The 12932-nt window shown below is 28.6% G+C and carries 10 protein-coding genes; 4 read left to right on the top strand and 6 right to left on the bottom strand.

Annotated elements, in window-relative coordinates:
- The first annotated feature begins 28 nt into the window (after nucleotides 1-28).
- Nucleotides 29-1279, top strand: a complete 1251-nt coding sequence (locus tag QZ288_RS05255; protein WP_295155960.1) for a chloride channel protein — start codon at nucleotides 29-31, stop codon at nucleotides 1277-1279.
- Between the two features lie 17 nt (nucleotides 1280-1296).
- Here the strand turns inward: QZ288_RS05255 and QZ288_RS05260 are convergent, their stop codons facing one another.
- From QZ288_RS05260 to QZ288_RS05280, 5 genes are all read right to left on the bottom strand, one after another.
- On the bottom strand, nucleotides 1297-1734 hold the full coding sequence (locus QZ288_RS05260; RefSeq protein ID WP_295155963.1) for an RbsD/FucU domain-containing protein: 438 nt from the start codon (nucleotides 1732-1734) through the stop codon (nucleotides 1297-1299).
- Nucleotides 1735-1818: 84 nt separating this feature from the next.
- Nucleotides 1819-3600: an L-fucose isomerase gene (locus QZ288_RS05265; RefSeq protein ID WP_295155965.1), complete on the bottom strand. Its 1782-nt coding sequence runs from the start codon at nucleotides 3598-3600 to the stop codon at nucleotides 1819-1821.
- Between the two features lie 31 nt (nucleotides 3601-3631).
- Nucleotides 3632-4642 carry an ABC transporter substrate-binding protein gene (locus QZ288_RS05270; RefSeq protein WP_295155967.1) on the bottom strand — a complete coding sequence of 337 codons (1011 nt, stop codon included), beginning with the start codon at nucleotides 4640-4642 and terminating at the stop codon, nucleotides 3632-3634.
- 11 nt (nucleotides 4643-4653) lie between these two features.
- A complete protein-coding gene (locus tag QZ288_RS05275; RefSeq protein WP_295155970.1) occupies nucleotides 4654-5877 on the bottom strand; it encodes an ABC transporter permease in 1224 nt (407 codons plus the stop codon).
- A 41-nt stretch (nucleotides 5878-5918) separates the two neighbouring features.
- Nucleotides 5919-7415, bottom strand: a complete 1497-nt coding sequence (locus QZ288_RS05280; protein ID WP_295155973.1) for a sugar ABC transporter ATP-binding protein — start codon at nucleotides 7413-7415, stop codon at nucleotides 5919-5921.
- A gap of 188 nt (nucleotides 7416-7603) precedes the next feature.
- Here QZ288_RS05280 and QZ288_RS05285 point away from each other — a divergent pair, with 188 nt between their 5' ends.
- Both QZ288_RS05285 and QZ288_RS05290 read left to right on the top strand, forming a co-directional pair.
- Complete coding sequence (locus tag QZ288_RS05285) at nucleotides 7604-9016, top strand: FGGY family carbohydrate kinase (protein ID WP_295155976.1); 1413 nt, start codon at nucleotides 7604-7606, stop codon at nucleotides 9014-9016.
- A gap of 40 nt (nucleotides 9017-9056) precedes the next feature.
- On the top strand, nucleotides 9057-9731 hold the full coding sequence (locus tag QZ288_RS05290) for an L-fuculose-phosphate aldolase (protein WP_295155978.1): 675 nt from the start codon (nucleotides 9057-9059) through the stop codon (nucleotides 9729-9731).
- A gap of 225 nt (nucleotides 9732-9956) precedes the next feature.
- Here the strand turns inward: QZ288_RS05290 and QZ288_RS05295 are convergent, their stop codons facing one another.
- Nucleotides 9957-10943 carry a LacI family DNA-binding transcriptional regulator gene (locus tag QZ288_RS05295; protein ID WP_295155981.1) on the bottom strand — a complete coding sequence of 329 codons (987 nt, stop codon included), beginning with the start codon at nucleotides 10941-10943 and terminating at the stop codon, nucleotides 9957-9959.
- Between the two features lie 547 nt (nucleotides 10944-11490).
- Here QZ288_RS05295 and QZ288_RS05300 point away from each other — a divergent pair.
- Nucleotides 11491-12636 carry an alanine--glyoxylate aminotransferase family protein gene (locus tag QZ288_RS05300; RefSeq protein ID WP_295155984.1) on the top strand — a complete coding sequence of 382 codons (1146 nt, stop codon included), beginning with the start codon at nucleotides 11491-11493 and terminating at the stop codon, nucleotides 12634-12636.
- Nucleotides 12637-12932: the final 296 nt, after the last annotated feature.

Genomic DNA, 12932 nt, shown 5'->3' on the forward strand with positions numbered 1-12932 from the left:
TAAAAATAATAAATAAAAAAACTGAATTATGAATATAAATTTTGAGATAAAATATATAAAACTTTTTACATTATCTGCCTGCATAGGTGCTGTTGTAGGTTTTATTGTTGCAATATATAGGATTATACTATATAAGTTAAGCATAAATATATTTTATATATCTAATTTTGTTTTTGATAAATGGTATTATCCTATACTTCTTTTTATATTTCTTATAGGTATGGGCTGTCTTATAGGATATATCCTTATACATTATCCTAGAATAAGAGGTGCAGGAGTTCCTCAGATAAAATATTACATATCGCTTCATGAACCTAAAAATATTCTTCTTGAAATTTTATTTAAACTTTTTGGAAGTATGATATCTTTTGCAAGCGGTATTTCTCTAGGCAGAGCAGGTCCTTCAATGCATATAGGTATGCTTGTGGGGCTTTTTTTTCATAAATATTTTTCAAAGTTGTCAAAATATAGAAGATATCTGCTTGTATCAGGGGCATGTGCTGGAATGACTGCTGCATTCAGTGCACCTTTTACAGGAATTGCTTTTTCTTTTGAAGAGCTTGGAGAAAATAAGAATCATATAGTTTTTGTATGCATAGTTTTTTCTTCTATAGCCTCTATACTTGTAATAGAAAATATAGTGGGGCAGGGTTTTATACTCAATTTTAACTTGCCTAAAATTCTTGAGGTAAGGCATTATATATCGCTTATTCCTTTCGGTATAATATGCGGCATACTTGCTTCTATATTAAATTATCTTATGAATTTTTTCTCTAAGATGTATCAGAAAATTAATAATGATATAATTCGCCCTGTACCTGCATTTTTACTTGCAGGTTTAATGATAATGTTTTTTCCTTATGTGCTTGGAAGCGGAGACTTGCTTATAGGAAGTATAGTAAGAGATAAGTTTTCTGTATCTATGCTCTTTATATTGATATTTGTCAAATTATTTTATACTTCTGTATGTGCCACATCAGGAGCAGTAGGAGGAATATTCTTTCCTACATTTATATTAGGTGCTTCAATAGGTTCTTTATATGATATATTTCTTCTCAAATATTTTCCAGATTATGCTGTATATGGGGACTTATTTATACTTTTAGGAATAACTTCTCTTATGTCTGGAATAACTAGAACTCCTATAATGGTATGCATACTTATATTAGAAATATCAAATTCAATTTCTAATTTTTCAGCTTTGGTAATAGTAGCTATTATATCATATATGGTTGCTAAAGTATTGGGCGTAACTTCTATATATGATTATAAAGATTAAATAATATTACTGATATATTATTTTTTATTTGGAAAAATTACGCCTTTTTTTAGTATAATATTTGCATATATTTCAAGTTCGCTTGTAGCTATAATAGCATAAACATTTCTGCATCTCTCATAATATGCAAATCTTTCTAAATATTCATAATTAACTTTTTGATATTTTGCTATAATATCTTTGTATTTAGCCCATACTTCAGGTTCTCTTCCAAAATCAGCATTAGGCTGCATTAATACAACAGGGCTTTCTACAAAAGTATCTAAAGGAAATAATGGCATAATTGCTTTTAAAATTGTAGGTATATCTATACCGTCAAGCCTTATTATTTTTTTTGCATTATAATCATTGGAAGGAAAATTACCGTCAGCAAATAATATTTCGCTTCCATGTCCCATTTCGCATAATATTTTTAATAGTTCAGGTGAAACAGCAGGATCTATTCCTTTTAACATATTTAAAGTCCTCAAATAAAATTTTAATAAAAATCCCATTTAACATTTTATATATTAAATGGGATTAAAAAAGATTGTATATTCTTATCTAGTCACTTTTCCAAATAAAGGTCCGAAATGTCTGCATGCTCTGAAATCAGCACTTTCCAAGTCTTTTGTCCCGAATGATTTCCAAGCTTTAGGTCTGAATATTCTATCTTCGCTTATATTATGCATGCTTACAGGTATACGAAGCATAGAAGCTAAAGTAATTAAATCAGCACCTATATGTCCATAGGCAGCAGCACAATGATTAGCACCCCAATCATTCATTACAGAATAAACATCTTTAAAAGAATCTTTTCCTGTAAGTATAGGGGCAAACCAAGTTGTGGGCCATGTAGAGTCTGTTCTTTTGTTAATAGTATCAAATATACTACTATCAATATTAACAGCATAACCTTCGGCTATTTGAAGTACAGGACCATAACCTTTAACTAAGTTAAGTCTTATTATAGTCATTGGCATTTCGCCTTTAGTTAAGAAGGTAGATGAGAATCCGCCCCCTCTAAAATATTCTCTGTTTGCAGGAGAAAAACGAGCTGCATCAAGACATTTTTTAGCTTCTTCTTCAGTGATATTCCAATATTCTTTTAAAGCAGGTTTTCCATTAACTTTTTGTTCTCCAGTCCAGTCTAAAGATGCGGCGCCTGAATTGATTAAGTGAATTATACCGTTTTTAGCTTTTCCTGTAAGTTCTTTTCCCGTAACTCTTTTAACTGCTTCAGGACTCCAATAGGTTCTAACATCTGCAAATAACTGAGATTTATTTGTTAATAAATGAGCAAAAAGCATAGAAATACCATTCAAAGAATCATTTTCGGTAGCAACAACATAAGGCTCTCTTATGCCATTCCAATCGAAAGATGAATTAAGAATAGCTTCAGCAAAGTCGCCGTTAGGCATAAAATCAGTCCAATGTCTTTGTCCTTGAAAACCGCCGACTATAGCATTATGACCCTGAGCTTCTTCTATATATCCCATTTCTGCTAATTTACTATTTCCTGTCATCAAATCACGCATAATCATAGCCATTTTTATGGAAACAGACCATTCTTTTTCTTTCTCTTCATCAGAAGCTTTTATTTTATTATTATCAGAACCGAATTTGCATTGCTTAGCCCATTCCCATGCTTTTTTGAATTCTTCTTTATCATAGATTTCTAATTCTAATCTCCTTTTAATTTCACTCATATCTACAAATTCAGTTCTCATTCCCAAATAGTCAAGTAAGAATTCAGCATCAACCATAGAACCCATAATACCCATAGCAACATATCCCATACTTATATATGATTGATCTTTCATAGCAGCAGCGGCAAGTCCTGCTTTTACAAATCTTAATATTTTTTCTTTTACATCATCAGGAATATTTTCATCGCCTGCATCCTGAACATCTTTGCCGTATATGGAGAATATAGGAAGCCCTAATTGAGTATGACAAGCATCAGCAGCAGCTAAATAAACAGCACCAGGTCTTTCTGTGCCGTTAAAACCCCAAATAGCTTTAGGTATTGACTGAGTCATATCAATAGTTTCAGAGCCATAGCACCAGCAGGGCGTAACAGTAAGAGTTAATCTGACATTATTTTCATCAAATTTTTTCTGACATCTGGCAGCTTCGGCAACGCCGCCTATAGTTGTATCAGAAATTATGCATTCAGCTTTTTCACCGCTTGGATGCCTTATATTATCTTCTATAAGTTTTGCAGCTATTTTTGCCATATTCATAGTGGTTTCTTCAAGAGATTCTCTAACTCCGTTTCTTCTTCCATCTATAACAGGTCTTATACCTATTTTAGGTAAATTGTTTTGCATTCTAAACATAATAGCAGTTAATTCTCCTTTTTTAATAAAATTATTCGTATAATAGTTTAGCTATTTCAGGATCATCTATATTTGTTTTATCATACCATTTAGCACCTGTATCTATATTTTGAACAGCTTCTCCTTTGGATGCTTTATAAGCTAAAGTAACAGCCTGAAAACCAATACTATAAGGATCCTGAGTTACAGAACCTTTTATTACTGAACTTCTTATAGCATCTAACTGAGGCTTTCCAGAGTCAAATCCCATAGCTATTAAATCGCCTCCGTCCTGAGCATCTCCTACTATAGTATTAGCAGCACCAGCCTCAGCACTTTTATATACTACTAAGAAACCTCTAGCCATAGCTTCATTAGATAAATATATACCTAAACAATTTCTTCCCCTTAAAGCATTAACTTCATTAGCTATATCAGCTTCATTCTGAGTAGTAGGAACTATAACTTGCAAAGTATATTTTCCTAAAGTAGCAGAATCGCCGTCAGCTAATTCTGTAAATCTTTTTACAAAACCTTCAGCTCTTCCTATACCTGTATCAGAGTTGTCTAACTGAAGTACTGCAATCTTAGCTTTATTATCAGTAGTGAAAGCAGCCATTCTAGTTTTTAATTCTTCAAACATTTTTTCAGCAACTATAGCAGCAGCGGCTCTGTTGTCTGTGGAAGCAGTAGCAAGTACAGCATTTTGAGCCTGATCAGGCAATATACCAGAATCAAAACCGATTAAAGGAATATTTTTCTCTTTTATTCTTTTAATTTGTTCCGTAAAATCTCCTGTTACTGCAGCAAATGCTATTGCATCAGGATTTTTATTAATTTCGCTGTCTAATAAATCCTGCTGTATTTTTGAGTCAGATTCTGTTTCAGGTCCTACAAAATTAATTTTTACTCCGTTTTGTTTTGCGGCATCTTCGGCTCCGTTTCTAACGGTTACCCAAAACTTATGCTGAAATCCTTTACAAACAACAGCTATATATGGTTCTTTGTTTGAACAGCTTGACAATAAACCTGCTAATGCTATTAGTAATAAAATTTTTTTCATTTTAGTACTCCTTATTTTTTATTTAGTTTTTTCTTTTCTAATATTAAAGAATTAATATTAGCTTTAGCTTCAGATATTTCTTTAGAATAATCTTTACTTCTGTCTGATAATAAACAGTCTATTTTTATTCTAAATGATTCAATTTCTTCTTCTAGCTGTTCTAATCTCTCTTTTTTTATATCAGCTTTTTTTACTTTATTAGACATTTTTATTCTATAAACATCTATTAATACAGCTATAATAACCACTATACCTATAGTGAAGTATTGGAAAAACTGCTCAACTCCTACAGATGGAAGCCCCACTTTAAGTACAGACATTATATATACGCCTATTATAGTACCTACTATAGAACCAACACCGCCTGAAAGTGATGTACCCCCTATAACTACAGCAGCAATTGCATCAAATTCATAACCTTGACCTGCTCCGGGACTTATGCTTGAATAACTAGCAGCAAATGTTAATCCTCCTATACCGCAGAAGAATCCTGATATTGTATAAGCTATTATTTTCCATTTATTAGTTTTTATACCAGAAAGTCTTGCAGCTTCTTCATTACTTCCTAAAGCAAATATATATCTTCCTACTATTGTCTTAGTTAATACAAATATAGATATTATAGTAAATACAGCAAGCATTATAAAACCTGATGGAAAATTTGACTGCGTAGCATTAAATAATACTCTAAACCAGCCATATTGAGGATCTGTTATAGTAGGGTAGTATATAGTTTGAGATTTTGAAATAATACCAGATAAGCCTTTAGTAACCATCAGCATACCTAATGTTGCTATGAATGGAGGCAAGTAAAAATATGAAATTAAAAATCCGTTTATGAAGCCTCCAAATGTAGCTGCTGATATCACTATAATGATTACAGCCCACATAGGAACTTTAAAATTAGTTATAAGTACTCCTCCTACCATTGCGGCAAATAGAGAAAGAGAACCTATTGATAAATCTATGCCCCCTGTTATTATAACAAAAGTTACTCCTATAGCCAAAAAACCTATGAAATAAGAATTCCTTAATATTAATGAGAATGTATCAAATGTGAAGAAATTTCTTCCTGCTAAACAAAAAAATATATATAGTATTAGAAGTGCTGCGACAGTTAAAAATTTCTGAAGTCCGTTTTTTTTGATATATACAAATAAATTTCTCAAACTTCTTCTTAACTTTGCTTTAATACATAGCTTTCCAGTAAAAGTGTTAGTTTCAGTATTATACATATACATCTCCGATTATTATTTTTTTTTATATGATATTATTTTTATCTCATAACAGCATATTTCATAATATCATCTTGAGTAGTTCCTTTAATATCTAATTCTCCTGTTTTTTTGCCTTCTGACATAATTAAAATTCTATCGCTCATTCTTAGTATTTCAACTAAATCCGATGAAATCATTATTATAGATTTTCCCATAGATACTAATTTTTCCATAAGATTATAAATTTCGCTTCTTGCTCCTACATCTATTCCTCTTGTAGGCTCATCAAATATTAATATTTTACATTCTTTTATAAGCCAATTTGCTATTACAACTTTCTGCTGATTGCCTCCTGATAAATTTTTTACTAATTGATTTACTGAAGGAGTTTTTATATTTAAAGATTTTATTTCTTCTTCTGATATATTTTTCACTTTTGTATTTTGAATCATAAGCATATTTGAAAATTTATCATAATTACCCATCATCATATTTTCAAATACAGGAAGCCCTAATGCTAAACCGTATCTTTTTCTATCTTCAGAAAGATAACCTATACCGCTTTTTATAGCATCAACAGGCGATTTAATTGATACCTCTTTCCCTTCAACAAATATTTTTCCGCTTTCAAATTTATCAGCTCCGAAAATAGCTCTTGCCGTTTCTGTTCTTCCAGCTCCCATAAGTCCTGCAAATCCTAAAATCTCTCCGTATTTTAATGAAAAACTTACATCTTTTACTAAACCTGATACTGATAAATTTTCAACTCTTAAAATCTCTTTGGCATCTTTTGATACTTTACTTTCTGTTTTAGGTGTTTCATATATGATGCGTCCAACCATTAAATTTACTATTTCATCTTTATTTGTTTCTTTAGTTATTTTTGTGTCTATATATTCGCCGTCTCTCATTACAGTTATTCTGTCTGACAATATAAATAACTCATCTAATCTATGAGAAATATATACTATAGATACGCCTGACATCTGTAAGTCTTTAATTATTCTAAAAAGTTCTTTTGTTTCTGATTCTGTTAAAGCGGCTGTAGGTTCATCTAATATTAATATTTTAGAATTATGAGTTAATGCTTTTGCTATTTCTACCAGCTGCTGTTTTCCTACCGTAAGAGAACTTATTTTTGAAGCAGGATTTATGTCTACATTCATTCCTTTGAATATTTTATCAGCTCTTTTTATCATTAATTTATCATCTATAAATCCTAATTTATTTAAAGGTTCATGTCCTATAAATATATTCTGTGCTGCAGTTAAATGATTCATCAAATTTAATTCCTGATGTACTATTGATATTCCATTTTCTTCAGCTTCTTTAGGCGATGATACTTCTAAAGGTTTTCCAAAATATTCTATTGTTCCTGCATCTTTTTTATATATGCCTGATAAAATTTTCATAAGTGTAGATTTACCGGCACCATTTTCTCCAATTAAGGCTAATATCTCTCCTTTTTTTAAATAGAAATTGAAGTTTTTTAAGGCATAAACACCTTTGAACCTTTTTTCTATACCTGTCATTTTTAAAATTATATTATCATTCATAAAATACTTAAATTAAAATTTTTTATTATAATTATATTTTAGTCAAAAAATAAATAATAATCAATATTTTATTTTATTTTTTTAAAAAAAGTGAAAATAAAAATTATTTTTATAAAAAAATGATAAATATTATAAAAAAATAATAATTTTTTATTGAATAGAAAGTAAAAATTGATTATATTATTTTTATGATTAATAATAAATTTTATTCTATAGCATGTGATTTCGGTTCATCAGGAGGCAAGATTTTTTTATCAAAATTTGAAAATTATAGAATGACTCTTGATGAAGTGCATAGATTTTCTTTAATTCCTATAAAAATTAATAATTATTATTATACAGATTTCATTTATATGTATAATGAGCTTTTGAAAGGAATAAAAAAAGTTATTGATATGGGTATTCAGCCTTCATCTTTAGGTATTAATTCTTGGGGTGTAGATTATGCTTATATAGATAAAAATGGCGAATTGCTTTCAAATCCTATAAATTACAGAGATACAAGAACTATGAATACAATAAAAAAACTTGAGAAAATAGGTTTGGGGGCTAGAGAATTATATAATATAACTGGTATATCATCTATGCCTTTCAATACTATAATGCAAATCTATGAAGATATAGAAAGCAGAATAGATATTATTAATAATGCTGAAGCTTTATTATTTATTCCTGATTTATTCGGATATTTTTTAACAGGGAATATTTCAAGCGAATTTACAATAGCATCAACTTCTCAGCTTATTGATATAAGAAAAAAAGATTGGTCTGAAGATATTTTAGAGAAAATAAATTTTGATATTAATAAACTTCCTGCTTTAGCTGAAGCAGGCACAAAGAAAGGCTTATTAAAACAGGAAATAGCAAATTACTTAGGATGCAAACCTTTTGATATTATAGCTGCCGCATCTCATGATACTGCTTCTGCTGTATTATCTGCACCTATTTTAGATGATAATACAGTCTATTTGTCTTCAGGTTCATGGTCATTGCTTGGAGCAGAATTAAAAGAACCTATAATAACTGAAGAATCTTTTGAAAATGGCTTTACAAATGAAATGGGTTATAATAATACTATAAGATTTTTGGAAAATATTAACGGACTTTGGATTATACAGCTGCTTCAGAAGAAATATCAAATTTCATTTAATGATATAGAAAAACTTGCAAGAGATAATATTAAAGATGAGCATAGAATAGATATTAATGATAATAGATTTTATAATCCTAAAGACATAGAAGAGGAAATATTAAATTATTTTAAAAATACAGATCAGTCTAATTTAGAAAATGATTCTAAAGGCATCATAATAGCATCAGTATATAATTCTTTGGCAGAGAGTTATGCTGAATATATTAAAAAACTTAAAAAAATTCTAAAAAAAGATATTAATAGATTATGCATTGTAGGAGGCGGAAGCAGAGATAAATTAATATGCTCTCTTACCAAAGAAAAAACTGATTTAAAAATTTCAATAGGTCCTATTGAATGTACTGCTGCAGGAAATATACTTGTTCAATTTAAATCTTTAGGTATTGTGAATGATACTAAAGAAATGAGAAAACTTATTATAAATAGTTTTGAAATAAAAGAAATATAAGATATAATACAGCATATATTTTATTATTCAAGGAGAAAATATGTCTAAAAGTAATAAAAAAGATTTGGCTAAAAATATAATAGATGCTTGTTTAAATATGAGAAAAGATGGGGTTAATCAGGGTACAGCTGGTAATATAAGCATAAGATATAAAGACGGTATGCTTATTACCCCTTCAGGTATGCCTTATGAGATTATGACTGCAGATGATATAGTTTTTGTTGATGGAGATGGAAATTATGAGAAAGATAAAATACCTTCAAGCGAATGGAGATTTCATTTATCTATTTTAAAAGATAATCCTGATTTTAATGCTGTTATACATAATCATGCTATTTATTCTTCTATGGTATCTATTTTAAATATAGATTGTATACCTGCTATTCATTATATGGTAGGTGTTGCAGGAGGAAATAAAATTCCTTGTGCTGAATATGCTACTTATGGAACGCAGGAATTATGCGATAATATTTCTAAAGTTATGAAAGGCTATAAAGCCTGCATATTAAAAAATCATGGACTGCTTGCTGCTGATGAAACTTTAGAAAAGGCTTATCATGTTATGATGGAAGTTGAGAATTTGGCTAGACTTTATATTGGCGTTAGAAATATCGGAGATTATTCTGTTTTATCTGATAGCGAAATGGAAATTATTTTAGATAAATTCAAAAATTACGGATTGAATGTTGAGCATAAAACAAAATCTAAAAAATGAAATAAATCTTCTTAAAATAAATATATTATATAATATAAAAAATAAAAACTTAAATAAGAAGATAAAAATTTGATAGATTTTACGGCATTTTATGTATACAGGCGGAAATCCTAGAGATGTAACATTAGATGATATATTGACTTAAAATAATTATATATTCTTAAATTTATTAAAGGCTGTTTATTAAAAAATAGGCAGCCGATTTTTTTATTAATATTTTGATTCTTATAATTTTTTTTCACTGCCTTTTAAATGAAATTCTGCAGAATAATTACATATTTGTTTATGCGTATTAAATGTTTTTTGTTCTAATAATATCTTTGCTGCATTAAGTCCTATATCAAATGCAGGAAATACTACTTCAGAAATATTATTATTTTCATAGAAAGAGCATAAGTTTGCAAGTTTATCAAATGTAATTATTGATACATCATTTGGTATAGATAACTGCAGTTCTTTTAGGGCTTTTAATATTCCTATGGCTAATATTTGATTGGCTGCTAAAATGGAATCAAATGCAATTTTTTCTTTAACTAATTTTTTTATTATATCATAACCGCTTTCGCTATTATTAAAATCACCATAATATACTCTGTTTATACCATTATCTAAATTATGATTTTTTATGCTTTCTAAAAAACCTTTTTTTCTTTCTTGGGCATTACTTAAATTTAAACTTCCTGTTATAATTATTGGATTTTTTGCCCCGCCTTCTATAAGCAAATCAGCAGATTTTTTAGAGGCATTAAAATTATCAGACAAATTTTTTATATATATATCTTCAAATTCTAAATCTCTATCAACTAATGATATGATATTACTGTTTTTATTATAAGGAAGTTTATCTCTTTTAGCGGAAGCAGGAACCCATATTATGCCCAAACTCTTATCGCCTTTTATTCTAGAAAATATTTTTTCTTCCTCTTCTATAGATTCGCTTGTAAGATATATTTCAAAAGGAATATTATTTTTTTGTACTATGGATACTATGCCGTTGAATAAATCCAAATAAAATGTATTGCTTAAATCTGGTATGATAAGCATTATTCTTTTTATGCATTTCATATCAAAGTCTTTATCTAAGCCCTTATTTTTTAAAATATCATTAATTTTTTTTCTAGTAGATTCCTTTACAGAATTTGGGTCTTTAAGCATTCTAGAAATAGTGGCAGGAGATACTCCGCTTATTTTGGATAATTCTCTTATTTTCAATTTGTATTTCCTTAAATTATATGTTTTATTATTATAATAAATTTAAGAAATATTCTATATTATTAGATAAAAAAATCAATCTAAATTATTAGATAAAATAATCAATCTAAAAAAATAATTATTAGAAAAATATTGATGTTTTTATTAAAAAATCATAATTATTTAGTTAATTGATAATTTTTAACAAATTTGATTTACATAAAACTTTTTATATTCCAAGCTATGAGAAAGTGCAGCTATTGAATATTTTAATGAAGTTTGTATAGGGCATTAAATATTACTAGTGCAGAATATTATTTATACTTTATCGAAAGTTAAAAAAATATACTTTATTATGAAATTTTATATAAAATAAATTATATATCCTAAAAAATTATTAATAATATATGCATTTACTTAATAATATAACAATAAGTGCATAATAATTGAATAAAAGTAATAATATTACTAAATACAGTATTGTAAAAAATAATATATGTAATATAATGTATTCAATATTTTTTATATTAATTATTTGTATATATGATTTTTCAAGGAGATTTTTATAATGAAAGATAAAACTTTTTTGATGATACCAGGACCTACACCAGTACCCGAATCAGCATTAATAGAAATGGCAAAACATCCTATGGCGCATAGAAGTAAGGAATTTTCAAATATAATAAAAGAAGTTTATGAAGATTTAAAATATGTGTTTCAAACTAACAATGATGTATTTTTATTTACGGCAAGCGGAACAGGTGCTATGTGTGCAGCTTTAGAAAATCTTATCAATGAGGGTGATAAAGTATTATGCTTATCTATAGGAAATTTCGGTTCAAGATGGGCGAAAATTGCTGCAAGCAGGGGTGCTGTTATTACAAAAATAGAAGCTGAAGCAGGACAAATTATAAAGCCTGAAGTACTTGAAGAAGCTTTGAGTAAAGATAAGGATATAAAAATAGTAACTCTCACTCATAGCGAAACTTCAACAGGTGCTGCTAATGATGTAAAAACTTTATGTTCTATTATCAAAAAATACGGTGCTGTATCTGTAGTTGATGGCATAACAAGTTTATGTGCTATGGAGTTTAAAACAGATGAATGGAATATTGATGTTGCTATTTCTGGTTCTCAAAAAGGATTTATGATTGCACCTGGTCTTTCATTTTTAACTGCAAGCAAAGATGCTTTTAAAATGCATGAGAAATGTAAATATCCTAGCTTTTATTTTAATTGGACAGAACATAAAAAGTCATTATCAAAAGATACTACTCCTTTCACTCCTGCAGTTAATCTTATTACTTCTTTACATACAGCTTTAAAGATGATAAAGGAAGAAGGCATTGAAAATGTTAATAAGAGACATAAAAAACTTTCTCTTGCTTTAAGAAATGCTGTAAGAACTATAGGATTAAAACTTTTAGTAGAAGATGATAATAATGCAAGCCATGCTATAACTTCTATACTTCCTCCTGACGGAATAAGCGTTCCAGATATAAGAAAAACTTTGAAAGATGATTATGATATAATAGTTGCTAATGGACAGGGAAATTTAGAAAATAAAATATTTAGAATAGGCAGTCTTGGATTCGTATCTGAAAGAGATTTAATAATGGCTATGGGAGCATTGGAAGCAAGTCTTTTAAAATTAGGTTATAAATTTGAATTAGGAAGCGGAGTTAAAAAACTAATAGAAGAATTAAATAAATAGTTTTTATAAGACTAAATATAAAAATTATGAGTCTCTTTTAAATTTATTTGAAAGAGATTGTAATCGAACGATTTTTATTAGCAATAACAAAGATAAACTAGCAGCTAATAACTTTAGTTATTAGCTAATTTATGCGAGTTTATCGATAGCAATAATAAGCGAGAAAAATCCGCCTCGATAATTCATTATCGAGGGTCTTATAGGATTTTTCGAGTATAGCAATAATAAGCGAGAAAAATCCGCCTCGATAATTCATTATCGAGGGTCTTATAGGATTTTTCGAGTATAGCAATAAT

Origin of the sequence: uncultured Brachyspira sp., assembly GCF_910578695.1 — a bacterium.
In the GTDB taxonomy this organism is placed as follows: Bacteria; Spirochaetota; Brachyspiria; order Brachyspirales; family Brachyspiraceae; genus Brachyspira.

What these genes read in the sequence shown, in the direction of transcription:
- QZ288_RS05255 (WP_295155960.1), top strand. Translation starts at nt 29, where the DNA reads ATGAATATAAATTTTGAGATAAAATATATAAAACTTTTTACATTATCT.
- QZ288_RS05260 (WP_295155963.1), bottom strand. Translation starts at nt 1,734, where the DNA reads ATGTTAAAAGGAATAGATCCTGCTGTTTCACCTGAACTATTAAAAATA.
- QZ288_RS05265 (WP_295155965.1), bottom strand. Translation starts at nt 3,600, where the DNA reads ATGTTTAGAATGCAAAACAATTTACCTAAAATAGGTATAAGACCTGTT.
- QZ288_RS05270 (WP_295155967.1), bottom strand. Translation starts at nt 4,642, where the DNA reads ATGAAAAAAATTTTATTACTAATAGCATTAGCAGGTTTATTGTCAAGC.
- QZ288_RS05275 (WP_295155970.1), bottom strand. Translation starts at nt 5,877, where the DNA reads ATGTATAATACTGAAACTAACACTTTTACTGGAAAGCTATGTATTAAA.
- QZ288_RS05280 (WP_295155973.1), bottom strand. Translation starts at nt 7,415, where the DNA reads ATGAATGATAATATAATTTTAAAAATGACAGGTATAGAAAAAAGGTTC.
- QZ288_RS05285 (WP_295155976.1), top strand. Translation starts at nt 7,604, where the DNA reads ATGATTAATAATAAATTTTATTCTATAGCATGTGATTTCGGTTCATCA.
- QZ288_RS05290 (WP_295155978.1), top strand. Translation starts at nt 9,057, where the DNA reads ATGTCTAAAAGTAATAAAAAAGATTTGGCTAAAAATATAATAGATGCT.
- QZ288_RS05300 (WP_295155984.1), top strand. Translation starts at nt 11,491, where the DNA reads ATGAAAGATAAAACTTTTTTGATGATACCAGGACCTACACCAGTACCC.